Source organism: Xenophilus azovorans DSM 13620, from assembly GCF_000745855.1.
Classification (GTDB): Bacteria; Pseudomonadota; Gammaproteobacteria; order Burkholderiales; family Burkholderiaceae_C; genus Xenophilus; species Xenophilus azovorans.
Genome location: NZ_JQKD01000003.1, coordinates 14,233 through 38,700 on the forward strand (window position 1 = coordinate 14,233; position 24,468 = coordinate 38,700).

The following is a 24,468-nucleotide window of genomic DNA, read 5'->3' on the forward strand; positions in this document are numbered from 1 at the left end:
GAGGAAGAAAGGAAACGGAAGCAGGCGGCGGCGGACAGCGGCGGCCGCAGGCAGCGGGCCGCGAAGCGCTCAGCGCTCGTCGGCCATGGCCTTCAGGATCAGGTGCGACAGGACGCCGGTGGCGGTCTGGTCGTCGATGACGCGGTCGGGGAAGTCGCCGCCCCGCGCCGTCCAGTTGTAGCAGGCGTACTCGATCATCGAGGTCATCGCCGAGGCGACCAGCTCGGCGTCCATGCCCGGCATCGCACCGCGCGACTGCGCCTTGCGCACCACGGCCGCGAAGCCGCGGATGCCCTGCTGCCGGATGTTGTGCCACGCCCGGGCGAACTGGCGGTCGGTCATCGACATCTGGAACGCCGCCGTCGCGATGGGCCAGTCCTCGCGGTAGATGCGCCAGAAGGCGCGCAGCCGCTCCATCAGGTGGGTGGCGATGTCCTCGTGCGGCGCATGCGGCGCATTCACCTCGACCAGCAGCTTGTCCTGGAAATCCGCCAGCAGGTCGTGCAGCAGCGCCTCCTTGCTCTTGAAGTACAGGTAGAAGGCGCCCGGCGACTTGCCGGCCGTTTTCATGATGTCCGCCACCTTGACGCCGGCGAAGCCGTCGATGGCGATCGCGCGGCGGGCGGCGGCCTTGATGGCGTCGCGCGTCACGGCGCCCTTGGTGCGGGGTGCGCCGTCGTCGGACTCGACGTCGTCTATATCTAAATCTTCATTCACGTGGCAGATTATGCGACTCCACCCAGGGGCCGTCCAGAAATTTCATAGAGATTCTTCGAGATTTCAGTGCCTTGTTTGGCTTGCACAAAAAACTGAATCATGATTTACTTTCGTTCATAGAACACGCGTCGCCATGACTTCTCCCTCCGACTCCATGCCTCGCCGGGGCCCGCTGCACGGGCTGCGCATCGTCGAGTTCGCCTCGAAGGGGCCCGCCCCCCTGTGTGCCATGCTGCTGGGCGACATGGGCGCGGACGTGATCCGCATCGAGCGCACGGGTCGCGGCAGCGGGATTTCCGAAAGTGAATCAGGGTTTACCATCCTCCACCGGAACCGCCGCTCCATCAGCCTCGACCTCCGCAGCGACGCCGGCCGCGCCGTCGCGCACGAACTGCTGGACGGCGCCGACGGCCTGGTCGAAGGCTTCCGCCCGGGGGTGATGGAGCGTCTCGGCCTGGGCCCGGACGCACTGCTGGCCAGGAACCCGCGGCTGGTGTACGGCCGCGTGACGGGCTGGGGCCGCGAGGGCCCGCTCGCGCCCCGCGCGGGGCACGACATCAACTACCTGGCGCTCAGCGGCGCGCTCGCCGCGATCGGCACGCGCGGCGGCCCGCCGGTGCCGCCGCTGAACCTGGTGGCCGACTACGGCGGCGGCGGCCTGTACCTGGCATTCGGCATGGCCTGCGCGCTGGCCGAGGCGGCGCGCTCCGGCGCCGGGCAGGTGGTGGACGTCGCCATGACCGACGCGGTGGCCTCGCTGATGACGGTCATCCAGGGCCTGGCGCAGGCCGGGCACTGGAAGGAAGAGCGCGGCGCCAACCTGCTGGATTCCGGCGCGCCCTTCTACACGACCTACCGCACGCGCGACGGCCGCTACATGGCGGTCGGGCCGATCGAACCCGAGTTCCACGCCGAGTTCGTCCGGCGCCTGGGCCTGCCGCCCGAGCCCGCCGGCACCGCGACCGATCCGGCGGACTGGCCCGCGCAGCAGCGCCGCTTCCAGGCGATCTTCGAGACGCGCTCGCAGGCCGAGTGGCGCGCCATCTTCGACGACTGCGACGCCTGCGTCTCGCCCGTGCTGTCGCTCGGCGAGGCGCCACGGCACCCGCACCACGTCGCGCGCGGCACCTACGTCGATTTCGGCGGCCGCATCCAGGCGGCGCCGGCCCCTCGCTTCTCGCGGACGCCGGGCACGCTGCGCAAGACCCCGCCCGCCCCGGGCGCGGACTCCGACGAGATCCTGAGAGAGCTCGGCAAGACAGGCGAGCAGATCCAGGCGCTGCGCGAGAGCAAGGCGATTTTCTAGAAACCCACCAGGAGACACACACATGACCATCCGCAGACGCACATTCATCCACGCGGGCGCCGTGGCGCTCGGCATGCCGGCCGCGGCCGTTCATGCCCAGTCCGGCGCAGGGGCCGCCCTCGACTGGCCGACCAAGCCGGTCAAGTTCGTCGTGCCCTTCGCGCCCGGCGGCGGGGCGGACGTCGCCACGCGCATGCTGGCGGACCAGCTGCGCACCGTGTGGGGCGGCCGCCAGTCGGCGATCGTCGACAACAAGACGGGCGCCAACACGATCATTGCCGTCAATTCCGTGCTGGGCGCGCCGAGCGACGGCCACACCTTCCTGGCGACGATCAACCTGACCTTCCAGCTGCCGCATCTGGGCCAGAAGCTTCCCTTCAACCCGATGACGGACCTGATCCCCGTCGGCGCGATCACGCTGGAACAACTGGTGCTGGTGGTCAACCCGAACCTGGGCGTGAAGAGCTTCGGCGACTTCGCCGAGAAGGCCGGCAAGGACCCGAAGGCCTTCTCCTTCGGCACCTTCGGCGTGGGCTCCACCGCCCACCTGGTCGCGGCGGAGATCGCCAAGCAGAAGAAGATCGACATGGTGATCGCGCACTACCGCGGCGCGGCGCCGGCCGTGCAGGCGGTGCTCAGCGGCGAGGTGGCGATGGCCCTGTCCAACTTCGGCAGCGTCCAGCAGCACATCGCCGCCGGCAGGCTGGTGCCGATCGCCGTCACCGGCGCCAGGCGCTACCGCTTCGCGCCGGACGTTCCCACGCTCAAGGAGCTGGGCCTGCCCATCATGGAGTCCCCCTCGTGGATCGGCGTCTTCGCGCCCAGGGGTACGCCGGCGGAGGTGGTCCAGAAGCTCGGCGCCGACATGCGCGCGGCGCTGCAGGCGCCCGAGCTCGTCCAGAAGATCAACGGCTTCTACCAGGAGCCCGGCCTCATGAGCGTGGAGGAGTTCCAGGCGCTGGTCAAACGCGACGACACGTACGCCGGCGGCATGATCCGCGCGCACCAGATCCGCCTGGAACAGTAGCCCGGAGGCCGGCAGCTCCATGTCACTCATCCTTGCCGTGCGCCGCGCCGCGCAGGTGCGCCCCCGGGGCGCGGCGGTCATCGACGCGGAACGCACCATCGGCTGGCGCGAACTCGAAGGGCGCATCGCGCGGATCGCCGGGCGCCTGCGCGAACTGGGCGTCGAGCCCGGCACGCGCGTCGCCACGCTGGCGCTGAACTCGCCGATGTACTTCGAGCTGCTGCTGGCCGTCTGGTGGTGCGGCGGCGTGCTCGTGCCGCTGAACACGCGCCTGGCCGCGGACGAGATCCGCTACATCCTCGGGCACGCGGAGACTTCGCTGGTCCTCGCCGACACCGACATGGCCGGCCTCGCCGAGGCGGCGGCGACGCCAGGCCCGGCGCAGTTGGTGGTCGTCGACGAGGCCATGCACCGCGACCTGCTGCAGGGACCGGCGATCGACGCCGCCGCGCCGGACTACGAGGCCACGGCCGCCATCTTCTACACCGGCGGCACCACCGGGCTGCCCAAGGGCGTCGAGCTGAGCCACCGCAACTTCGCGTTCGCGGCCTCGGGCATGCTGCGCGACCTGCGGCTCGGCCCGTCGTCGGTGTACCTGCACGCGGCGCCCATGTTCCATCTGGCCGACTTCGGCATCGGCCTGGGCGTCACGATGGGCGCCGGCGCGCACAGCTTCCTCGCCCGCTTCACGCCCGAGGACGTGTACCGGCGGCTGCGCGACGACGGCGTCACCCACCTCAACCTCGTGCCCACGATGCTGGCCGCCGTGCTCGACGCGCCGTGCCGCGACGACCGCCTGCTGGCCCAGGTGACGCACATCAGCTACGGCGCCGCGCCGATCACGCCCGCGCTGCTGGAGCGCGTGCTGCAGGGCTTTCCGCGGGCGGCCATCAACCAGTTCTACGGCATGACCGAGTGCTGCGGCGCGAGCGTGTTCCTCGCGCCCGAGCGGCACGTGCTGGACGGCCCGATGGCCGGCAAGCTGAAGGCAGCGGGGCAGGCGATCCCGGGCTTCGAGCTGCGCATCGCCGACCCCGAGGGCCGCCCGCTGCCGGCCGGCGCCGTGGGCGAGATCCTGATGCGCGGCGCTCCGGTCATGAAGGGCTACTGGAAGGACCCGGCGCAGACCGAAGCGGCGCTGGCCGGCGGCTGGCTGCACTCCGGCGACGGCGGCTACCTGGACGAGGACGGCTTCCTCTACGTCGTCGACCGCATCAAGGACATGATCGTCAGCGGCGGCGAGAACATCTACTGCAGCGAGGTCGAGAGCGCGCTGGCCGGCCATCCCGCCGTCCAGGCCTGCGCGGTCGTGGGCCTGCCGGACGACAAGTGGGGCGAACGCGTCCACGCGGTGGTGGTGCGCAAGGCAGGCGCCCGCGTGAGCGCCGACGAGCTGCGGGAACACGTGCGGGGCCGCATCGCCGGCTACAAGGCGCCGAAGAGCTACGAATTCGCCGACGCGCTGCCCCTGTCGGCCGTCGGCAAGGTACAGAAGAAGGCGCTGCGCGAGCAGTGCCTGCAGCGATCGAAGGACAGCCATGACTGACGTGCTCGCCCGCCCGATGTTCGAGGCGGAGCATCGGGAATTCCGCGCCCAGGTGCGCCGCTTCGTGGCCGAGCGGATCGCGCCCCACCACCTCGAATGGGAACGCCAGGGCTGCGTGCCGCGCGCGATCTGGCGCGAAGCCGGCGCCGTCGGCATGCTGTGCTGCACGGTCGACGAGCAGTGGGGCGGCGCCGGCGCCGACTACCTGTACACGGTGGTGGCGCTGGAGGAGATGGCCTACGCGCATGCGCCGGGCCCCGGCTTCGCGATCCACTCCGAGATGGCGTCGCCTTACGTCTCGAACTTCGGCTCCGATGCGCAGAAGGCGCGCTGGCTGCCCCGGCTGGTGACGGGCGAGGCCATCGCGGCCGTGGCGATGACGGAGCCGGCGGCGGGCAGCGACCTGCGCGGCATCCGCACGCGCGCCGTGCGCACCGCGTCCGGCTGGCGCCTGTCGGGCCAGAAGGTGTTCATCTCGAACGGGCAGCTCGCCGACCTTTTCGTCGTCGCGGCCCGCACCGACGACGACGCCAAAGGCCTGTCCATCTTCCTCGTCGACGCCGCCCTGCCGGGCGTGCAGCGCGGCAGGCGGCTGGAGAAGATGGGGCAGCATGCGCAGGACACCTCGGAGATCTTCTTCGACGGCGTGGCGCTGGCCGAGGGCGACCTGCTCGCCGCCGAGGGCGCCGGCATGAAGTGCCTGGCGCACGGCCTGGCGCGCGAGCGCCTGACCATCTGCATCATCTGCCAGGCCCGCGCCGAGGCCGTGTTCCGCGACACGGTGGCCTACGTGGGCGAGCGGCAGGCCTTCGGCCAGGCGGTCGCGCAGTTCCAGAACACGCGCTTCCAGCTCGCGGCGGTCAAGGCCGACCTGACGGCCGGGCGCGCGCTGGTCGACCGGCTGATCGGCGCCTACCGCGACGGCTCGCTGGACGAGACCACCGCCGCGGCGGGCAAGCTATGGACCACCGAGATGCTCGGGCGCACCGCCGACGCCTGCCTGCAGCTGCACGGCGGCTGGGGCTACATGAGCGAATACAACGTCTCGCGCGCCTATGCCGATGCGCGCGTCGAGCGCATCGCCGGCGGCACGTCGGAAATCATGAAGGAAATCATCGCCCGGGGCATCTGGCCGCGCAGGTGATGGCAGCACGAGAGGATCGAACGCAGTGATCGACTACGACAAGGACGGCGACGGCATCGCGCACATCGTCTGGAACAACCCGGACGGGCCGGTGAACGTCAAGAGCGCGGCGGCGATGGCAGCCTTCGCGCAGGCGGTGGACCGCGCCATCGCGGACGGCACGGTCAAGGGCGTGCTGGTGCGCTCCGCCAAGCGCGACTTCGTCGCCGGCGGCGACCTGACGGCGCTCTACGCCGCCGCGACGCCCGAAGAGGCAGCGGCGCTGGTCGGCGGCATCGGCGCCTGCCTGCGCCGGATCGAGCGCTCGCCCAAGCCCTTCGTGGCCGTGCTCAACGGCTCCGCGCTGGGCGGAGGGCTGGAACTCGCGCTGGCCTGCCACCACCGCGTGGCCGCCGACGAGCCGGCGCTCAGGCTGGGCGCGCCCGAGGTGACGCTGGGGCTCATTCCCGGCGCGGGCGGCACGCAGCGCCTGCCGCGCCTCATCGGCATCGCGGCGGCGGCGCGGATGCTGATCGACGGCAAGCCGGTCGGCGTGCGCGACGCGCTGGCCTGCGGCCTCGTCGACGAGGCCGTGCCGGCCGGGCAGTTGATCGACGCGGCGCGGCGCCTGGCGCTGGCGCATCCCCAGGCGCGGCAGCCGTGGGATGCCGAGGGCTTCCGGTATCCCGGCTTCCAGCCCGGCTCGCCCGAGGCCGCGGCCTTCTTCGGCGACATGCAGGCCGAGGTGCAGCGCCAGCGGCCGGCCGCCGATCTCGCACCGCACGCGATCCTCCAGGTGCTCGCCGAAGGCACCGCCGCCGGTCTCGACCGCGGCCTGGCAGTGGAGGCGCAGCAGTTCGCGCGCGTCGCCGTGTCCGCCGCCGCGAAGAACCGCATCCGCACGCAGTTCATCGCGCCGGGCGCGGTCAGGAAGGCCGCGCGGTCCGCGGATGCCGCCGCGGCGCAGCCGACGCAGGTGGGCGTGGTCGGTGCAGGCACGATGGGCGGAGGCATCGCCCTGGTGGCGGCCAGGTCGGGCATCCGGACCGTCCTGATCGACCAGTCGGAAGCGGCATTGCAGAAGGGCATGCAACGGATCGCCAGGAGCCTGGCCAGCGCCGTCGAGCGCCAGCGGATGACGCCGGCGCAGCGCGACGAGACGCTCGCCCGCATCGAGGCGACGACGGACTTCGCGCGGCTGCATGGCAGCCAGATCGTCGTCGAGGCCGTCGTCGAGGTGCCGGAGGTGAAGCAGTCGGTCTTCCGCAGGATCACCGACGCCGCGGGGCCGGACGTGGTGGTGGCGTCCAACACGTCGACGCTGTCGATCAGCGCCATGGCCGAGTCCGTGGCGGCGCCGAAGAACTTCATCGGACTGCATTTCTTCGCGCCGGTCGACCGGATGGCGCTGGTGGAGGTGATCCTCGGGCGCGAGACGGACGAGCGGACGCTCGCGCGCTCGCAGGCGCTGCTCAAGGCCATGGGCAAGACGCCGGTGGTGGTGAACGACGGCCCCGGCTTCTACACCTCGCGCGTGGTGGCCGCCTATACGCGCGAGGCGCTGCACATGCTGGGCGCGGGCATCTCGCCGGAACGGATCGACCGCGCCGCGCTGGCGGCGGGCTTCTCGATCGGCCCCCTCGCCATGGGCGACCTCACGTCCTACGACCTGCTGAAGGACATCCTCGGCAGCCTGGCGCGCGCCGGGCGCGGGACGGCCGCCGATTCGCAAGGGGCGATGGACGCCATCGACCGCCTGCTGGCGGCAGGCCGCGTCGGCCGCAAGGGCGCCGGCGGCGTGTACGACCACGGCCCGGAGGGCAAGCGTGTCTGGGAGGGGCTGGCGGCGCTGTTCCCGCCCCAGGCACAGCAGCCCGCGGAGGAAGAGGTGATGCAGCGCCTGCTGGACATCCAGTCGATCGAGACGGCGCACGTGGTGGCCGAGGGGATCGCGAGCGACCCGCTCGCGCTGGACCTGGCCGCGGTGCTGGGCTGGAGCTACCCGACCTTCCGCGGCGGCGTGCTGGCGAACATCGACGACACCGGTGTCGCCCGCTTCGTGCAGCGCAGCGACACCATGGCCCAGGCATTCGGGCCGAGGTTCGCCGTGCCGCCGCTGCTGCGCGAGATGGCCGCCACGGGCGCGACCTTCCACGCCCGGGGATGAGCCGCATGGCACACAGACCATCGGTGATCATCGCGGGCGCAGGCATCGGCGGCCTGGCCGCCGCGGCCCTGCTGCGCAGGCGCGGCTTCGAGGTCGCCGTGTACGAGCAGGCCCGGCGCCTGCAGGAAGTGGGGGCCGGGGTGCAGCTGAGCGCGAATGCGGTCAAGGTGCTGCGCAGCCTGGAGATGGAGGAGCACGCCGTCAGCCGCGGCTTCCTGCCGACTCACTTCATCGGCTGGAGCTGGAAGTCCGGCCGGCGGCTGTACCGGACGCCCATCAGCCCGCTGCACGAGCAGCGCTTCGGCGCGCCCTACGTGCACATCCACCGCGCCGACCTGCTGGAGGCGCTTGCGGACGGCGTGCCCGCCGGGTCGATCCATCTCGCGCATCGCCTGGTCGATCTCGCCGAAGCCGACGGCGGCGGCATGCGGGCCAGCTTCGAGAACGGCCACACGGCCCATGCCGACGTCGTCATCGGGGCCGATGGCATCCACTCCGCCGTGCGGCGCTGCCTGTTCGGCCCCGAAGCGCCGCGCTTCACCGGCAACATGTGCTGGCGCGGCGTGATCCCGGCCGATGCGCTGCCTGCCGGCCACATCGCGCCGGCCTCGTCGAACTGGATGGGGCCGCAGGGCCACGTCGTGCACTACTACCTGCGCGGCGGATCGCTGGTCAACTTTGTCGCGGTGCGAGAGACCGACGCCTGGCTCGGGGAATCGTGGACCACGCCGAGTTCGAAGGAGGAGCTGCTGCAGGCGTTCGAAGGCTGGCATCCCCGCCTCCTGGCGCTGTTCGAGCGCGCGGACGGCATCCACAAGTGGGGCCTGTTCGACCGCGATCCGCTGCCCGCATGGTCGAAGGGCGGCGCCACCCTGCTCGGCGACGCGGCCCATCCGATGCTGCCCTTCCTCGCACAGGGCGCCGGGCAGGCGCTGGAAGACGCCTATGCCGTCGCCGACTGGCTCGGCCGCTACCCGGACCGGCCGGCCGAGGCGCTCGCCGCCTACGAGGCCGAGCGCCAGGCCCGCACGGCGCGCATCCAGCTCGCGGCGCGCGCCAGGAGCCTGACGACGCACATCAAGTCGCCCTGGGCGGCGTTCAAGCGGGACGTGGCCTTCGCCTGGCAGCAGGTGGTGTCGCCGAATGCGACGACGCACCGTGCCGAGTGGATCTACCGGCATGACGTGACGCAGGTCGAGCGGACGCTGGGCGGTTAGCCGCCTGCGTCAGGCATTCGCCGCGCTGACAGGCGCCTGCTCCTGCTGCAGCCGCGCCGCCAGCAGCCGGCGGAACTGCATCAGCCCCGCGTCCGCGCCGATGGCCACCATCGGCGCGTCCGGGCAGGCGGCCAGGCGTCTGGCCTGCGCCTCGATCATCACCCGGTCTTCCTCGAAGGCGGCGACGACGTCCGCGAAGATCGTCTCCGTGATCTGCTCGTCCTCGATCGCGAAGTTGCGCGGCACGGCATAGAAGTAGTGCGAGGTGCCCGTGGTCTCGGGCGTGACGGCCTGGCAGCTGCGGAACTCCAGGGCATCGTGATAGCGGCCCTGCGGCGCACCGGTGCCGGTGGCCTGCACGCCCGAGTGCATGATCAGAACGCCCGGCGCGACGAACTCGTAGAAGTGCCAGCGGTCCACCCGCCCCGCGAAGCTGGCGACCTTGGTGTGGAACGGCGCCGGGACCTCGTTCAGCAGCCACCGCTCGACCCGCACGCCGTTGTCGGCTGGCTTGACGACCGGCTTGCTCAGCGCGATGTTCTCCGTCCCGCCCAGCGTGGTCGGGTGCACGTAGCCGATGTGCGAGAAGTCCAGCAGGTTGTCGCATATGAGCATGTGCGGCGCGTCGTAGTGGTAGTAGCCGGGCTTGTAGGCCCACTGCGGGCTTCCGAGCGACCAGGTGTCGGGAATGAGCGAAGGGTCGGCCCGAGCGGGATCGCCCATCCAGATCCAGACCCACCGGTTTCGCTCCGCCACCGGATAGCTGCGCACGCACATGCCGGTCGGGATGCGGTCCTGGCCGGGGATCTCGATGCACTTGCCGTCCGGGGCGAACTTCACGCCGTGGTACATGCAGCGCAGCGCGCCGGCCTCGAGCCGGCCCATCGAGAGCGGCGCCCCGCGGTGGGCGCAGCGGTCTGCGAGCGCGACGACCTCCCCGTCCTGGCCGCGGAAGAAGCAGATCGGCTCGTCCAGGATCGTGCGGCTGAAGAGGCCCTGCGCCACCTCGTGCGACCAGGCGGCGACGTACCAGCAATTGCGGACGAACATGTTCATCGGCACGCTCAGTTCTCCAGCTTGATGCCGCGTTCGCGGATGAGGGCGTGCCAGAGCTTCGTTTCGGACGCGATGTAGCCGGCCATCTGCGCTGCATCGCCCGGCGTCACTTCGAGGCCGAAATCCGTCAGCGACTTGCGCACCTCGGCATCGGCGAGGGCCTTCTGCAACGCGTCCGCCAGCCGCTGCCGCACGGGCGCGGGCGTCGCCGCGGGCACCATCAGCCCCTGCCAGGCGTAGACCTCGACGCCCGGATATCCCAGTTCCTCGAAGGTCGGCACATCGGGGAACTGCGCCAGCCGGCGGGCGGAGGCCACGGCGAGCGCCCTGAGCCGGCCGCTCTTCAGGTGCGGCAGCGCACTGGCCGTGTCCAGCATCATGACCGGCACCTGCCCGCTCAGCACGTCCTGCACCGCGGGCGCGGCGCCCTTGTAGGGAACGTGCTGGGCCTCGAACCCGGCCCGGCTCTTGAGCAGTTCCATCGCCAGGTGGTGCGGCCCGCCCGCGCCGGGCGAGGCATACGAGACCTTCGCCGGATCGGCCCTGGCGGCATCGATCATGGCCTTCCCGGTGGCGTAGTTGCTGGCGGCCGTGGTGACCAGCAGCAGCGGAAAGCGCGCCATGAGCCCGATCGGCGCAAAGTCGCCCGGCTTGTAGGGCAGCTTCGAGTAGAGGGCGGGGTTGAACACCAGCGAGCCGTTGTCGGCGGTGAACACCGTGTAGCCGTCCGCCGGAGCGCGCGCCGCGGCCTGCGCACCGACGATGGTCGCCGCGCCCGGCCGGTTGTCGATGACGACGGGCTGGCCCAGTTGCCTGCCCAGGCTGTTGGCGACGGTTCTGGCCAGGAAGTCCGACCCGCCGCCGGCGGGGTAGGCGACGATCCAGGTGATCGGCCTGTTCGGGTATCCGGCCTGTGCGAGCGCCATGAACGGCGCCCCCAGGCTGCCGAGCAATGCGAGCGAGATGGCCGCGCGGCGGCCCGGTTGTGCTTTCATGGAAGGTGTCTCCGTGGGAAGCCGAAATTCTCGGAGCGCGTCCCGGCAAGCACCTAGATCGATTTACCATGCGTAAATGACTGCTGCGGCCCAGCGCGGCGTCGCCTCCGTGGAGGCGGCCGCGGCCATCCTCAGGGTGCTGCGCGCCCACAACCAGCTCGTCGGCCTGCAGGCGCTGGCGGCGCAGACGGGGATGAGCGCCTCGAGGGTGCATCACTACATGGTGAGCCTGGTGCGCACGGGGCTCGTGCGGCAGGACCCGCAGTCCAAGGGCTACGTGCTCGGGGCCTTTGCGCTCGAACTGGGGCTGGCCGCCGCGGACAGCCTCTCCATCCAGCACACCAGCGCCGCATGGCTGCACCGGCTCTCGGAGCAGACGGGGGAGTCCAGCTTCTTCGCGGTGCCCTCTCCCCGCGGCCCCCTGATCGTCCGATGGGAACAGGGCTCCAGGCCGCTGACCGTCCATGCCCGGCTCGGCACCGTCATGCCCCTGCTGAACTCCGCGACGGGCCTCGTGTGGCTGGCATTCGACCGCGAGCGAAGCCTGCCCGTGCTCGAGGCGGAACTGCGGCGCATCGATCCCGCCTCGCGCCAGGCGCTGCGACGCGCCCGGCAGGAAGACGCCGAGGCCGTGCGGCGCGCGGGCATCGCGCGAACGCGCGGGACGATGATCAGCAACGTGAATGCCCTGTCATGCCCGGTGCTGACCCGCAGCCGGCAGTTCGCCGGCATCCTGACCGTGCTCGGGCTGGGCGGCTATTTCGCGGCCGACGCGAAAGGCAGGACGGCCCGGCTGCTGCGGACCTGCGCAGCCGATTTCGGCCGGACGCTCGCCTGAGGCGGCGGCGGACGCGTCGAGGGCCAGGCCGATTCGTCGGATCGGACGATGGCGCTGCCGCGCCGATCCGAAATGATCCCGAGCCGTAGCCCAGGAGCCGAGACATCATGGATTTCGACATTCCCAGCGACCTGCAGGACGTCATCGCGACGATGGATGCCTTCATCGCCTCCGAGATCAAACCTCTGGAACAGGCCCACCCCCAGTTCTTCGATCACCGGCGCGAGCATGCGCGCACCGACTGGGCGGCTGGCGGCATTCCGCACGCCGAGTGGGAGGCCCTGCTCCATGAAATGCGCCGCCGCGCCGACAGGGCCGGCTTCTACCGCATCGGGCTGCCCCGGCGGCTGGGCGGTCGCGACGCCGGCAACCTCGCCCAGGCGGTGCTGCGCGAGCACCTGGCCGGCCTGGGCGTGGGACTGCACGCGGACCTGCAGAGCGAGACCTCGGTCGTCGGCAGCATCTCCATGGCCGAGGTGTTCGACCGCTACGCCAACGAGGCGCAGAAGGCCGAGTACCTGGAAGGCATCATCACGGGCGAGAAGCGCGTGGCCTTCGGCCTGACCGAGCCCGACCACGGCAGCGACGCCACCTGGATGGAAACCACCGCCGTGCGCGACGGCGACGAGTGGATCATCAACGGCGCCAAGCGCTTCAACAGCGGCGTCCACACCGCGCACGCCGACCTGGTGATCGCGCGGACCTCCGGCAAGAGCGGCGACGCCACCGGCCTGACCGGCTTCATCGTTCCGATGAACACCCCGGGCGTGCACATCGAGTACTACCACTGGACCTTCAACATGCCCAGCGACCACGCGGAAGTGAGCCTGCGCGACGTGCGCGTGCCGCACTCGGCGATCCTGCACGAGGAGGGCCAGGGCCTCATGCTGGCGCAGCACGTGGTGCACAAGAACCGGATCCGGCAGGCCGCGCAGAGCGTCGGTTCCGCACGCTACTGCGTTCAGGAGTCGGTGAAGTACGCCAGGGAGCGCAAGACCTTCGGCAAGCCGATCGCGCAGCACCAGGCCATCCAGTTTCCGTTGGCCGAGATGCATGCGGAAGTGGAGATCGTGCGCAACTACGTGTTCCGCACCGCATGGGAAATGGACCGCACGCCGCACGAACGGATGAGCGACCAGGTGGGCATGGCCAACTTCAGGGCCAACCGCCTCGCATGCAGGGCTGCCGACCTCGCGATCCAGGTGCATGGCGGCATCGGCTACACGCGCGGCAAGCCCTTCGAGCACATCTACCGGCACCACCGGCGCTATCGCATCACCGAGGGTTCCGACGAGGTGCAGATCCGCAAGGCGGCCGGCTTCCTGTTCGGCTTCGCCGGCCCGGGCCGGATCGGCCGTGCATCTTCCGGGGTGGCGGCATGATCACGCGCCGCCGCTTCTGCGCCGCCTCGCTGGCCGCCGCCGCCGCCGGCGTGCATGCCGCCGATGCCTTTCCGGTCCGGGGCAAGCCGATCACGCTGGTGCTGCCCTCGGCCGGCGGCTCCGCCGGCGACCAGGTGCTGCGCCTGCTGGCCGACAAGCTCAAGGACGAATGGATGGTGCCCATCGTCGTCGACTCGAGGCCGGGCGCCAACGGCGCCATCGGCGCCCAGTTCGTGGCGCGCTCGGCCCCCGACGGCCACACCATGCTGCTCGGCTTCAGCGCGCTGGTCCAATCGGAGGCCTTCGGCATCCAGACGCCCTATGTCACGCAGACCGACTTCGAGCCGGTGGCGCGGCTGAACGACGTTCCGCTGGTGTTCCTCACCGGCGACATGGGCATCACCAGCCTGGCGGACTTCGTCGCCAGGGCCAGGGCGAATCCGGAGCAGTTCAGCTTCGGCAGCTACGGCGCCGCGACCACCGGCCATGTCTATTCGAGCCTCATCAACCTGAAGAACGGCCTGAGCCTGGTGCACGTGCCCTTCCGCGGCACGCCGCCGCTCACCGCTGCGCTGCTGGGCGGGCATGTGAAAAGCGGCGTCAGCAACCTGGACAGCCTTGCGCACGTCCAGGCCGGCAAGCTCCGGGCGCTGGCCATCACCGGCTCCCGGCGCTCGCCCCTGCTGCCGGACGTGCCGACGTTCAGCGAGCTGGGCTACGACATCTCGGCCGGCGGCCGCTATTGGCTGATGCTGCCGGCCGGCGTCGCGCCGCAGACGGTGGACAAGATCCGCGACGCGGTGCTGCGCGTGCTGAAGATGCCCGACGTTCAGCAGAAGATGGTCTCGATCGGCCTGGAGCCCGCATCCGGCGAGCGCGAGGACGTGGCCGCCGACATGCGCAAGGAGATCGACTACTGGAAGCGCGTGGTGCAGATGACCGGCATCAAGGCCGCCCCGTAGGCCCCGTTCCGCGGCGCCGCGTCAGGCGCGTCCGGGCACCTCAGCCAACGGCGCCTGCCCGGGCCGCCTGCGCCCAGGCGAGTTCGGCAACGCGCTCGAACAGGGCGCCCATGCGCGCCGCCTGCGCATTCGCCGCGGTACCGCGAACGACCCGCCCGCGGATGCCGTGCAGGATCGCGGCGAAGCGGAACATGTTGAAGGCGATGTGGTAGTCGAGACCGGGCAGCGCACGCCGGCCGGTGCGCCGGCAGTAGGCGAGCACGTAGTCCTCCTCGGTCGGCAGGCCGTGCTGCCGTGGGTCCAGCCCCGCGATGCCGCCCTGGATGTCGCGCGGCATGCGGTAGGTCATGGCGTGGTAGGCGAAATCGGCCAGCGGGTCGCCCAGGGTCGACAGTTCCCAGTCGAGCACCGCGATCACGCGGGGTTCGCTCGGGTGGAAGATCAGGTTGTCGGCACGAAAGTCGCCGTGCACGATCGCGGTCTGTTCCTCCGCCGGCAGGTGCCTCGGCAGCCACTCGAGCAGCCGGTCCATGGCGGGATGGCGCCCTGCCGCCGGGTCCTCCAGGTACTGCTTCGACCAGCGGGCCACCTGGCGTGCGACGTAGCCGCCGCTGCGCCCGAAGTCGCCCAGGCCGACGGCCTCCGGGGCGATCCGGTGCAGCGCAGCCAGCGCCGCGTTCATCGCGTCCATGTGGGCGGCGCGCGCCGCATGCGGCAGCCCGGAGAAGCTTGCGTCCCAGAAGATGCGGCCTTCCACCAGGTCCATGACGTAGAACGCGCTGCCGATCACGCCCGGGTCTTCGCAAAGGCCATGCACCCTGGGCACCGGGTAGCCTGCCCCGGCCAGGGCACGGATGACCCGCGCCTCGCGCTCGATCGCATGGGCTCCTTTCAGCAACGGGCCGGGCGGCTTGCGGCGCAGCACGTAGTTCGCGCCGGGCGTGCGCACCCGGTAGGTGGGGTTGGACTGCCCGCCGGCGAATTTCTCCAGCGCGACCGGGCCGGCGAATCCGGCCACACGCTGCGCCATCCAGCGTTCGAGATGGGCGATGTTCATGCGCGCAGCGCCAGCGCGTCGCGCTTGATCTTGCGCGCCAGGGCCCACCGGTGCACCTCCGACGGGCCGTCGTAGATGCGGAAGGCGCGCGTCTCGCGGAACACCTGTTCGACGACCGTGTCGCGCGCGACGCCCGTTCCGCCCATCACCTGCACGCAGCGGTCGGCGATGCGAAAGAGCGCTTCGGACACCGCGACCTTGGTCATCGAACTCTCGGTGGTGCCGGGCAGGCCGGCGTCCAGCACGCCGGCGCACCAGTCGATCATCAGCGCGCATTGCTGCAGCTCGATGGCGTTGTCCGCCAGCATGAAGCCGACCCCCTCGTGGTCCACCAGCAGTTTGCCGAAGCCGCTGCGGGTCGTGGCATAGCCGGTGGCGATCTCCTGCGCGCGGGTGGCCGCGCCCAGCCAGCGCATGCAGTGCGACAGACGCGCCGGCGCGAGCCGCACCTGCGCATGGCGGAACCCTTCGTCCACCTCGCCGAGCACGTGCTCGTCGGACAGCAGCAGGTCGTCGATCAGCACCTGTGCATGGCCGCCCGGCATGGCGCTGTCGATGGTGTCGACGATGCGCTCGATGCGCACGGCGGGATGCGGCAGTTCCGTCAGGAACAGCGTCGCCCGGCCCGCTTCCGGCGCGCCGGTGCGCGCCATCACGATGCCGACCGTGGCGCCCTGCGCCCCCGTGATGAACATCTTGCGCCCGGAAATGCGCCACCGGCCGCCCTCGCGCGTGGCGGTCGTGCGCAGCATCGATGGATCGGAGCCGGCGCCCTGCTGCCCGGCGGGTTCGGTCATGAAGAAGGCCGAGCGCGCCTCGCCGCGCACGAGCGGTGCCAGGAAGCGCTCCTTCTGCAAGGGCGTTCCGATGCGGCCCAGCAGGAGCATGTTGCCCTCGTCCGGCGCCATGGTGTTCACCGCCACGGGGCCGAGCGGCGACAGGCCGCTGGCGCGCAGCACCACCGCCGTCTCGCGCTGGGTGAGATGGCTGCCGTCGGGCAGGATGTGCGGCGTGAGCACGCCGGCTTCGCGTGCACGGGAACGCAGTTCGCGCACCAGGTCGTCGGAAGGCCCGTGGGGACCGCAGCGGGCATCTCGCTCGTATGCCAGCACGGTGGATCGGACGAAGGCCTCGACCCGCTCGGCCAGCGCGCGGCTGCGTTCGGAGGGGAATGTCGATGTCATGGGATCAGGCGGCGCACGGCGCGCGATGGACGAGTTCCCAGGCCAGCCGGGCACGTGTCAGGACGTTCTTCCTGCGGCTCAGGCCGGCGGCGGGCGCGATGCCGTCCAACGCGCGCCTGTAGGCCCCCTGCGCGATCGCGGCCAGCTTGAACACGTTGACGGCGATGTAGAAGCGCCAGTGCGGGATGCCGTCCAGGCCGCGCAGCGCGCAGTAGCGGCGCACCAGTTCGGATTCCTCCGGGATGCCGAGCGACCGCCAGTCGGCGCCCTCCCAGCCGATCGGGCCCTCGAACAGGTGATGGGCGAGGCAACCGTAGGCCACGTCGCAGAAGGGGTCGCCCAGCGTCGAGAGTTCCCAGTCGAGCACGGCGACGACGCGCGGCTGCGCGGGATGGACGATCAGGTTGCCGAGGCGGAAGTCGCCGTGCACGATGCGCGCGGGCTGCGCCGGCGGCTGGTGGGCCTGCAGCCACGCCGCGAGTTTCTCCATCTCCGGGATGTCGTCGGTCTGGGCTGCGCGGTATTGCCGGATCCAGCGCTCGACGAGCCGGCCGAGGAAATTGTCGGGCCGGCCGTAGTCGGCCAGCCCCACCGCGGCCGGCTCGACGGCATGCAGCCGCGCGAGCGTCTCCATCTTGGCGCCGTACACCGCATCGCGCTCGGCCGCCGTGCTGCCCGGCATGGAAGGATCGCCGAAGATGCGCCCGGGCACATGGTCCATCAGGAAGAAGCTCTGCCCCAGGACCGCCGTGTCCTCGCACAGAAAATGCACACGCGGCACCGGCACGCCGGTGCCGTCCAGGGCGCGCATCACCCGGAACTCGCGATCGACCTGGTGGGCCGAAGGCAGCAGTTGCCCGGAAGGCCGCTTGCGCAGCACGAACTCGCGCCGCGCTCCGTCGCGCATCTCGGCGCTCAGCGCATAGGTCGGGTTGGAGTAGCCGCCGGGAAACTGCCGCACCTGCAGGGCGCCCGCATAGCCCGCCAGGTGGGCGGCCAGGTAGCGGTGCAGCGCCTCCTCGTCGAAGCGGTTCCGCGGCAGCACCTCCGTCGTTTCGTTCAGCATGTCCTCTTTCTTCCTCGTCAACTGCGCACCCAGAACACGAGCCGGCGCTGCGCGATCCGAACCAGCAGCCCGCCGGCGACGCCCATGGCGCACAGCACGACGATGGCCGCGAACATCATCGAGACGTCGAGCTCCTGCGAGCGCGCCTTGATCACGTAGCCCAGTCCCTCGGTGGCCGCGATGAATTCCGACACGACCACGCCGATCAGGCTGAACACCACCGCGACCTGCAGCGACGCGAGGAGATAGGGCGCCGCCGCCGGCAGCCGGACGTTCCACAGCGTATGGAGCGCCGACGCGCCGCAGACACGCAGCAGGTCGAGATGCGAACGGTCTGCGCCACGCAGGCCCGCCACCGCCGCGATGAACGCGGGGAAGAAGGCCAGCATCGCCGCGGTGAACACCTTGGAAGCCGCGCCGAAGCCCAGGTAGGCCACGATCAGCGGCGCCAGCGCGACCTTCGGCACCGATTGAACCGCGGTGACCAGCGGAAGCAGGAATGTCTCCAGCAGCGGCACCAGCGCGATCAGCGCGCCCGCCGCGACGCCGAGCCCCACGCCGATGGCCAGGCCTGCCAGCGCCGCGCGGCCGGTGGCCAGGATGTGCGGATGGAGCGTGCCGTCCACCAACCCGGCCTTCATCGCCGCCGCCACCTCCTGCGGCGGGGGCAGCACCGATCTGTCCAGGGCGCCCGCGTGCACGGCCCAGGCCCAGAGCAGCACCAGTGCCCCCAGGGTCGCCGTCGATGCCAATGCCGTCTTCCAGGCTTCCTTCATGCCGTGGCCTCCACGCCGCCGGTGTCGCGCTGCCAGAACACCAGCCGGCGCCGCACGGCCCGCAGCAGCGCGCTGGCAAGGATGCCGATGGCAGCCAGCACGGCCAGCGCGCCGAAGACGGTGGCGACGTCGAGCGTGGCGGAGGCGGACTGGATGCGGACACCCAGTCCCCGCTCTCCGGCCACCAGTTCCATCACCACGGCGGCGAGCAGCGCGAAGACCACCGACACTTCCAGGCCGACGAAGAGCTGCGGCGCCGCCGCGGGAAGCCGCACCGACCAGAAGATCCGCCCCGGCCCCGCGCCTGCGCTGCGCAGCAGGTCCACCAGGTTCTGATCGACCGCACGAAAGCCGGTGAAGCCGTTGACGAACACCGGATAGATGCAGGCCAGCGCCACCAGCGTCACGCTGCTGCGCGCTCCGAAGCCGACCCACAGGTAGATGAGCGGGGCAAGCGCCACCTTGGGAATCGACTGGAAGGCCATCACCGGCACCATCAGCATCCGCTCCGCGGTGCGCGACAGGGCCATGCAGGCGGCCAGCGCGAAGGCGAAGCTGCAGCCGATCGCGTAGCCGGCCGCCGCGGACGCCACGGTGGCGAGCGCATCCGTCGCCAGCTCGCCCGAGCGCAAGGCGGCCCGGAAGCTGCGGGCCGTATCCGCAGGGTCCGGCAGCAGCATGGGCGGCGCACCGAAGACCCGCACCGCCAGGAGCCACGCCAGCAGCACCGCCGCCAGCGTGACGAAGGGAGCGATCGGACGCAGCAGTCCCCTCACGCCTCCTCCATGCGCGCGAAGGTGCCGCGCAGCGCACCGGCCAGCGCCGCGAAGCGCGGGCTGCCCATCGTCTCCAGGGTCCGCGGCCGCGGCAGATCGATCTCCATGGTCTGCAGCACGCGGCCGGGCCGCGGCGAAAGCACCACCACGCGGTCCGACAGGAACACCGCCTCGGGGATCGAGTGGGTGATGAAGAGGACCGACTTGCCGGTGGTGCTCCAGATGCGCTGCAGTTCCACCATCATGTTCTCGCGCGTCATGGCATCCAGTGCGGCGAAGGGCTCGTCCATCAGCAGCAGCGCCGGGTCGTGCACCAGTGCACGGACGATGCCCACCCTCTGCTGCATGCCGCCCGAGAGTTCGTGCGGATGGTGGCGGGCGAAGGCATCCAGCTTCACCATGCGAAGCAGCTCGAGCGCCCGCTCGCGCGCGGCCGGCACGTCGCCGCGCATGGCACGCACCGGCACCAGGACGTTCTCCAGCACGTTCTTCCACGGCAGCAGCGTGGGCTGCTGGAACACGATGCCCACCTCGCGGCGCGGCCCGGTGACCGGGCTGCCCGAAAGCTCGATCTGCCCCGCGCCGGGCCGCAGCAGGCCGCTGGCGAGCTTCAGCAGCGTGGACTTTCCGCAGCCCGACGGCCCGAGCACCGACACGAAGGCGCCCCGCGGCACCTCGAAGGACAGCCGCTGCAGGGCGTGCACCGGTCCGCGGCTGGAGGCGTAGGTCAGGTCCAGCCCGCGCACCGACAGCGAGGCTGCGCGCGGCGGCGCGCCGGGCAGCGTTGCGGGAAGCCCGCCGCTCGCAGCACGCATCGGCGGCCTCAGTTCGCCCGGCGCCGCACGGCGGCGGCGTCGAACTTGTTGAATTCCAGCACGAACCGGTTCGTCAGCACCTCGTCCGCCGACACGGCCGCGCCGGCGGGGATCGTGCCGCCCTGCTCCAGCACCGTCACGTAGGTGTCGATCACCGCGGGGTCGAAGGCACCCCACTGCGGATTGCGCGTGAGCGCGTACTGGATGGACGCGTAGTTGGCGTCGAGCACGGCCACCGTGCCCTTGATCCAATCGGCCTCCTTGTCGGCGGTGGGCCTGCTGGTGGGATCGAAGCGCCAGAACGCTCGGGCACAGGGCTGCGGCGCGGCCGCGCAGGCCACCGAGGACTTCGCCATCGCACGGCCCATCCCGGCAACGAGCGGCGCACGCTCGCGGATGGTGTCGACGTGCGCCATCATCGCGGACGAGAAGATCGGCCGGAGCTTGTCCGAATGCGGGATGCGCCGGATGGCGATGCCGGAGAGCGTCATCTTCGCGTCCTCGCTGGCCCACAGGTTCAGGGCATCGACCTTGCCCTCCTGAAGCTGCTTCCACGCGGCGGGGCCGCTGCCCACCGGCACCAGGGCCACGTCGGCCGGCACCGACAGGCCGTGCTCCTTGAGCTGTGCGCGGGTCATCATGATGTTGCCGGCGGCCATGCTCACCACGCCGAGCTTGCGGCCCTTGAAGTCCGCCACCCCCCGGATCGGGCTGTCGGCAAGCACCGCGTAGTCGTAGACCGTCGATGCCAGGTAGTTGTAGACGAAGCGTACCGGCACCGGCGTCTTCTTGGCGGCGTTGGCGATCAGCAGCGACGATTCGCCCAGGCCGAACAGCACCGACTTGTTCGCCAGCTGCGGCACGACCACCGCCGTCCCGCCGGTGAATCCGGCCAGTTGCAGGTCGATGCCCTCCTCGGCGAAGAACCCGAGCTCCTTGCCGTACAGGAGATCCGAGTACTGGGAGCCGACCGTGGTCGGAATGGCGAGGACGACCTTTTCCAGCGCCGCCGCGTTCAGCACGTTCAGTGCGAACATCACGGCAAGAAACCGTTTCATGGCTTGTCTCCTGTGAGAACCAGTCTAGGAAGGGTGCAGCGGCACGACACCGTCGAAAGCGACGATTCGCGCGCCGGCATCGCTCTCAGCCGATCATGGCCGCGGCGACGCGTTGCGGGTCCTGCAGTTCGTGGCCGGCCCCCTGGTCCACGATCTCGCCGGACTGCAGCACCACGAACCGGTCGGCCAGTTGCGCCGCGAAGCGATGGTTCTGCTCGGCGAGCACCAGCGACAGGCCCATGTGCCGCAGTTCGCGGATCGTCTCGATCAGCTCGCCCAGGATCACCGGTGCCAGGCCCTGGGTCGGTTCGTCGAGCAGCAGCACGCTGGGGCGCCGCGCCAGGGCTACCGCGATCGCCAGCATCTGCTGCTCGCCGCCGCTCAGCATCCCGGCGGGCTGGTGCGGCCGGTGTCGCAGGATCGGGAACATGCCGAGCAGCCGCTCCCTCATCCCGGCGCGCTCGGCCTTCGGCAGCAGCCGGAGCCCGAGGCGCAGGTTCTCGTCCACCGTGAGCGGCATGAAGAGGTTGCGCCGCCCCTCGGGCACCAGCGCGATGCCTCGGAAGGCACGCCGGTCCGCGGCGCACCGATCCAGGGCCTCGCCGTCCAGCAGCACGCTGCCGCTGGCGGACACGACGCCCGCAATGGCGCCCAGCAGGCTGCTCTTGCCCGCGCCGTTCGGCCCGAGAACCACGAGGAACTCGCCGCTGTCCGCGCCGAGGCCGATGTCGTGGCACACCTGAAGCCGGCCATAGCGCGCGCACAGCCGCGCCACCTGAAACGTCATGCGGCCTCCCTGACCGGCCTGACCGCGGCCTCGTCTTCCGATGCCTCGGCGCGGCCGAGGTAGCTCTCGACGACGCGGGCATCGCCGGCCACCGCATCCGGCGTGCCAGTGCTGAGCACGCGGCCGGTCTCGAGCACGGTCACCTCGTCGCACAGTGCGCGTATGAGGCCGAAGTTGTGCTCCACCAGCAGCACGCCGATGCCGCGCGCGGCCAGCGCACGGATCTGCTGGGCCAGCAGCGCCTGCTCCTTGCGCGTCAGCCCGGCGGCCGGTTCGTCGAGCAGTACGTAGCGCGCGCCTGCCGCCAGGCACCGCGCAACCTCCACCAGCCGCACCTGGCCCATGGACAGCCTGCCGATCTCGCTGCCGGCCAGCGGCAGCAGGCCGAGCTGCTCCATGAGCTGCGCGGCCGCGTCGCGGAGCCGGCGCTCCTCGCTCCGCGCCGAGGGCAGGCCGAGCATGGCGGCCATGAAGCCGCTGCGCAGGGTGCTGTAGAAGCCCGCCAGCACCGCTTCGCGCACGCTCGAACGCATGTCCACCCGCGGCGTCTGGAAGGTGCGCGCCACGCCGGCGCGCACCAGGCGATGCGGCGCCCATCCGGTGACGACCTGCCCGTCCACGGTGATCCGCCCGGCCGTCGGCTGCAGGAAGCCGGTGATGCAGTTGAACAGCGTGCTCTTGCCCGAGCCGTTGCGGCCGATCAGGCCGTGGATGCGGCCCGGGCTCACGGCGATCGATGCATCCTGCAGCGCGACCACCCCGCCGAACTGCATGCGCACGCCGGTGGCGCGAAGCTCCCGCGTCATGCCGTGCCCTTGCGTGCGGCGCGCCATGTCCGCGTGGTGCGATCGGCATAGCCGAGCAGCCCGTCGCGGGCCAGGAGCAGGATCAGGACCAGTGCGCCGCCGAAGAACAGGCCCTGCACTTCCTGTGCGGGCAGCAGGTGCATCAGCAGGCTGAGCAGCACCGTGCCGATGACCGGGCCGAGCACGTAGCCGACGCCGCCGACCACCGCCATCAGCAGCACCGAGATCGATGCATGCGTGTCGAGCGAGCTGGGCGACATGTAGGTGATGTAGTGCACGTACAGCCATCCCGCCAGGCCCGCGAGGGCGGCGGCGAATGCGAATCCGGCGCTCATCAGCGCGGGAACGTCGACGCCGTCGGCGGTCGCGCGGGCGCGGTCGTGCCGCACCGTGTTGAGCGCGCGCCCGTAGGCCGATCGCATGAGGTTCTCGTACAGGAACACCGCCAGGGCCACGACGAGCCAGACCAGCCCGGCGAACATGCCCGGCGTCGTCACGCCGGGCAGCGACGGCACGCCGGTCAGGCCGACGTAGCCGCCGGTGACGCTGTCCCAACTGCGGGCGACGATCTCCACCACGGTGCTCAGGGCCAGCGTGGCGAGCGCGGCGGCCAGGTGGTCCAGCGGCGTCACGAAGCGCGCCAGGACCCAGGCCAGCGCCGTCGGCAGCGCGATGGCCGGCACCAGGGTCAGGTAGGGCGACACGCCGAAGCGCAGGGCCAGGATGGCGGACAGGTAGCCGCCGACGGCCGCGATCACCGCCTGCGCCATCGACAGGATGCCCGCCTGCCCGTAGCTCAGCCCCACGGACAGCGCGATCAGCGCCTGGATGCCGATGAGGACGGCGTTGTCCGTGCCCACCGGCCGGCCCTGCACCGCGAGCACGCCGACGGCGGCCGCCACGACGATGATGCAGGTGTTGGGACGTTCGCGCAGCACCCGCATCATGGCCGGTCTCCACTGAAGCGGCTCTGGAAGAAGAACTGCGCCGACAGCACCGCCAGCACGAACAGCGAAGGCACCAGCGACGCCACGACGCTGCTGGCGTAGCCGGCGCTCACGGCCTCGACGATCCCCATCGCGGCCCCGCCCGCGAAGCCGCGCAGAGGGCTTCGGATGCCGAAGATGATCGCCGCGCCGAAGCCGGCGAGGGTCAGCGGCAGCGGAATCGTGTAGTCCAGCCCGGAGCTGCACACGATCAGCAGGCCCGCCAGGCCGGCGACCGCGCCGCCCGCCAGGAAAGCCCCGCACTGCACGCGCGTCACGGGGATGCCGGCCAGCTCCGCGCCCCGCGGGTTCACGGCCGCCGCGCGCATCATCCGGCCGAGGTCGGTGCGGTAGAGCACCACGTAGAGCAGGCCCACCATGGCCAGCGCGATGCCGAGGTTGATGAAGCCCTGGGGGCTGATCCGGATGCCCCCTACGTCCCAGAAGGTGGCGAAGGACGGCAGCACGAAGGCTTGCGTGCTCCAGCGCCACAGCACCAGGGAGGCGATGCCGACGGCCAGGCCGAAGCTGGCCAGTGCCACCGTGATCGAATCCTCGTTGCCACGCCGCTTCAGCAGCACGAAGACGAGCGCCATGAGCGCCGCCGCGAGCAGCGCGGCGCCGATACCGGCGGCGAACCCGGCCACGCCGCCGACCGTGACGGCGACCGCCGCCGCGATGAGGGCGTAGGCGCCGACGGCGAAGTCGATGGTCCCGGTGGTCAGGAACAGCAGGCTCATCGGCAGCGCGAGCAGGCCGTAGACGGCACCCGACAGCAGGCCGCGGACCCCGTACTCCAGGAGCTGGAACATCCGGTCCGC

23 protein-coding genes are annotated in these 24,468 nt (G+C 71.2%); 9 read left to right on the forward strand and 14 right to left on the reverse strand.

The window, feature by feature from the left end:
• Window positions 1–69: 69 nt before the first annotated feature.
• The gene (locus Q392_RS00085; protein WP_169748268.1) at window positions 70–717 is read right to left on the reverse strand and encodes a TetR/AcrR family transcriptional regulator; all 648 of its coding nucleotides are present in this window, start codon (window positions 715–717) and stop codon (window positions 70–72) included.
• Window positions 718–850: 133 nt separating this feature from the next.
• Here Q392_RS00085 and Q392_RS00090 point away from each other — a divergent pair, with 133 nt between their 5' ends.
• From Q392_RS00090 to Q392_RS00115, 6 genes are read left to right on the forward strand one after another with little or no spacing between them, the layout of a single operon-like run.
• Window positions 851–2,023, forward strand: coding sequence for a CaiB/BaiF CoA transferase family protein (locus Q392_RS00090; RefSeq protein ID WP_038200188.1), 1,173 nt, complete (start codon window positions 851–853; stop codon window positions 2,021–2,023).
• A 22-nt stretch (window positions 2,024–2,045) separates the two neighbouring features.
• Window positions 2,046–3,050, forward strand: coding sequence for a Bug family tripartite tricarboxylate transporter substrate binding protein (locus Q392_RS00095; RefSeq protein ID WP_051952546.1), 1,005 nt, complete (start codon window positions 2,046–2,048; stop codon window positions 3,048–3,050).
• Window positions 3,051–3,069: 19 nt separating this feature from the next.
• Window positions 3,070–4,596, forward strand: coding sequence for a long-chain-fatty-acid--CoA ligase (locus tag Q392_RS00100; RefSeq protein ID WP_038200189.1), 1,527 nt, complete (start codon window positions 3,070–3,072; stop codon window positions 4,594–4,596).
• Window positions 4,589–5,740: an acyl-CoA dehydrogenase family protein gene (locus tag Q392_RS00105; protein ID WP_245610605.1), complete on the forward strand. Its 1,152-nt coding sequence runs from the start codon at window positions 4,589–4,591 to the stop codon at window positions 5,738–5,740. The genes Q392_RS00100 and Q392_RS00105 overlap by 8 nt, the downstream gene beginning before the upstream one ends.
• A gap of 25 nt (window positions 5,741–5,765) precedes the next feature.
• Window positions 5,766–7,886: a 3-hydroxyacyl-CoA dehydrogenase NAD-binding domain-containing protein gene (locus Q392_RS00110; protein WP_038200191.1), complete on the forward strand. Its 2,121-nt coding sequence runs from the start codon at window positions 5,766–5,768 to the stop codon at window positions 7,884–7,886.
• 5 nt (window positions 7,887–7,891) lie between these two features.
• Complete coding sequence (locus Q392_RS00115; RefSeq protein WP_038200193.1) at window positions 7,892–9,103, forward strand: FAD-dependent monooxygenase; 1,212 nt, start codon at window positions 7,892–7,894, stop codon at window positions 9,101–9,103.
• A gap of 9 nt (window positions 9,104–9,112) precedes the next feature.
• Here the strand turns inward: Q392_RS00115 and Q392_RS00120 are convergent, their stop codons facing one another.
• On the reverse strand, window positions 9,113–10,159 hold the full coding sequence (locus Q392_RS00120) for an aromatic ring-hydroxylating dioxygenase subunit alpha (protein ID WP_342665571.1): 1,047 nt from the start codon (window positions 10,157–10,159) through the stop codon (window positions 9,113–9,115).
• An 8-nt stretch (window positions 10,160–10,167) separates the two neighbouring features.
• The gene (locus Q392_RS00125; RefSeq protein WP_038200195.1) at window positions 10,168–11,154 is read right to left on the reverse strand and encodes a Bug family tripartite tricarboxylate transporter substrate binding protein; all 987 of its coding nucleotides are present in this window, start codon (window positions 11,152–11,154) and stop codon (window positions 10,168–10,170) included.
• A gap of 76 nt (window positions 11,155–11,230) precedes the next feature.
• On the opposite strand from Q392_RS00125, the gene Q392_RS00130 reads away from it, so the two are divergent.
• The 3 genes from Q392_RS00130 (at window position 11,231) to Q392_RS00140 (ending at window position 14,336) form a co-directional block, all read left to right on the forward strand.
• Window positions 11,231–11,992, forward strand: a complete 762-nt coding sequence (locus Q392_RS00130; RefSeq protein WP_051952551.1) for an IclR family transcriptional regulator — start codon at window positions 11,231–11,233, stop codon at window positions 11,990–11,992.
• A 107-nt stretch (window positions 11,993–12,099) separates the two neighbouring features.
• A complete protein-coding gene (locus Q392_RS00135; protein ID WP_038200198.1) occupies window positions 12,100–13,374 on the forward strand; it encodes an acyl-CoA dehydrogenase family protein in 1,275 nt (424 codons plus the stop codon).
• Window positions 13,371–14,336, forward strand: a complete 966-nt coding sequence (locus Q392_RS00140) for a Bug family tripartite tricarboxylate transporter substrate binding protein (protein ID WP_038200201.1) — start codon at window positions 13,371–13,373, stop codon at window positions 14,334–14,336. The genes Q392_RS00135 and Q392_RS00140 overlap by 4 nt, the downstream gene beginning before the upstream one ends.
• 40 nt (window positions 14,337–14,376) lie before the next feature.
• On the opposite strand, the gene Q392_RS00145 is transcribed toward Q392_RS00140, so the two are convergent.
• The 11 genes from Q392_RS00145 to Q392_RS00195 all read right to left on the reverse strand — a co-directional run bounded on the left by Q392_RS00145 (window position 14,377) and on the right by Q392_RS00195 (window position 24,459).
• On the reverse strand, window positions 14,377–15,393 hold the full coding sequence (locus tag Q392_RS00145; protein WP_084216713.1) for a phosphotransferase family protein: 1,017 nt from the start codon (window positions 15,391–15,393) through the stop codon (window positions 14,377–14,379).
• Window positions 15,390–16,577 carry an acyl-CoA dehydrogenase family protein gene (locus tag Q392_RS00150; protein WP_038200463.1) on the reverse strand — a complete coding sequence of 396 codons (1,188 nt, stop codon included), beginning with the start codon at window positions 16,575–16,577 and terminating at the stop codon, window positions 15,390–15,392. The genes Q392_RS00145 and Q392_RS00150 overlap by 4 nt, the downstream gene beginning before the upstream one ends.
• 4 nt (window positions 16,578–16,581) lie before the next feature.
• Window positions 16,582–17,643 (reverse strand): phosphotransferase family protein, encoded by a 1,062-nt coding sequence (locus Q392_RS00155; protein ID WP_038200205.1) that lies wholly within the window; start codon window positions 17,641–17,643, stop codon window positions 16,582–16,584.
• Window positions 17,644–17,660: 17 nt separating this feature from the next.
• Window positions 17,661–18,419: an ABC transporter permease gene (locus Q392_RS00160; protein WP_038200208.1), complete on the reverse strand. Its 759-nt coding sequence runs from the start codon at window positions 18,417–18,419 to the stop codon at window positions 17,661–17,663.
• Entirely contained in the window at window positions 18,416–19,195 is a 780-nt protein-coding gene (locus Q392_RS00165) for an ABC transporter permease (RefSeq protein ID WP_038200210.1), read from the reverse strand. Before Q392_RS00165 ends, Q392_RS00160 begins: the two co-directional genes overlap by 4 nt.
• Window positions 19,192–20,010 (reverse strand): ABC transporter ATP-binding protein, encoded by an 819-nt coding sequence (locus Q392_RS00170; RefSeq protein ID WP_084216715.1) that lies wholly within the window; start codon window positions 20,008–20,010, stop codon window positions 19,192–19,194. The genes Q392_RS00165 and Q392_RS00170 overlap by 4 nt, the downstream gene beginning before the upstream one ends.
• An 8-nt stretch (window positions 20,011–20,018) precedes the next feature.
• Window positions 20,019–21,068: an ABC transporter substrate-binding protein gene (locus tag Q392_RS00175; protein WP_084216717.1), complete on the reverse strand. Its 1,050-nt coding sequence runs from the start codon at window positions 21,066–21,068 to the stop codon at window positions 20,019–20,021.
• A gap of 85 nt (window positions 21,069–21,153) precedes the next feature.
• The gene (locus tag Q392_RS00180; RefSeq protein ID WP_038200215.1) at window positions 21,154–21,855 is read right to left on the reverse strand and encodes an ABC transporter ATP-binding protein; all 702 of its coding nucleotides are present in this window, start codon (window positions 21,853–21,855) and stop codon (window positions 21,154–21,156) included.
• Window positions 21,852–22,661, reverse strand: a complete 810-nt coding sequence (locus tag Q392_RS00185; protein WP_051952630.1) for an ABC transporter ATP-binding protein — start codon at window positions 22,659–22,661, stop codon at window positions 21,852–21,854. Before Q392_RS00185 ends, Q392_RS00180 begins: the two co-directional genes overlap by 4 nt.
• Window positions 22,658–23,608, reverse strand: a complete 951-nt coding sequence (locus Q392_RS00190; RefSeq protein WP_245610606.1) for a branched-chain amino acid ABC transporter permease — start codon at window positions 23,606–23,608, stop codon at window positions 22,658–22,660. Before Q392_RS00190 ends, Q392_RS00185 begins: the two co-directional genes overlap by 4 nt.
• A complete protein-coding gene (locus Q392_RS00195; RefSeq protein ID WP_051952554.1) occupies window positions 23,605–24,459 on the reverse strand; it encodes a branched-chain amino acid ABC transporter permease in 855 nt (284 codons plus the stop codon). The genes Q392_RS00190 and Q392_RS00195 overlap by 4 nt, the downstream gene beginning before the upstream one ends.
• Between the last annotated feature and the right edge of the window lie 9 nt (window positions 24,460–24,468).